The organism is Mesorhizobium sp. M1C.F.Ca.ET.210.01.1.1 (assembly GCF_004791585.1).
In the GTDB taxonomy this organism is placed as follows: Bacteria; Pseudomonadota; Alphaproteobacteria; order Rhizobiales; family Rhizobiaceae; genus Mesorhizobium.
Genome location: NZ_SRUU01000248.1, coordinates 1 through 278, shown reverse-complemented (window position 1 = coordinate 278; position 278 = coordinate 1). Strand labels below are relative to the sequence as shown.

1 protein-coding gene is annotated in these 278 nt (G+C 66.9%); it reads left to right on the top strand.

Annotation, left to right across the window (positions count from 1 at the left end):
- Positions 1-278 (top strand): hypothetical protein (locus EN853_RS33780; RefSeq protein WP_135861392.1); only part of this gene is annotated, 278 nt, incomplete at both ends.

The following is a 278-nucleotide window of genomic DNA, read 5'->3' as shown; positions in this document are numbered from 1 at the left end:
CCGACAAGGATACCTCGGCGCTCGCCATCACCGGGGTCAATCTTCCGAGCGGCGCGAGCATCAAGGATGCGTCCGGTGTTGCGGCGAACCTCTCGGGCGCGGTGAAGACGTTCTCCGGGCTCCAGATCGATCCGATCTTGCCGGCGGTGACGCAGGCCACAGCTTCGCCGGGAACCGGCACCGAGCACGTCGGAGACACGGTCACGCTGACACTCGGCTTCAACGAGGCCGTGGCGGTATCGGGCACGCCGACGCTGTCGCTCAACAATGGCGCGACC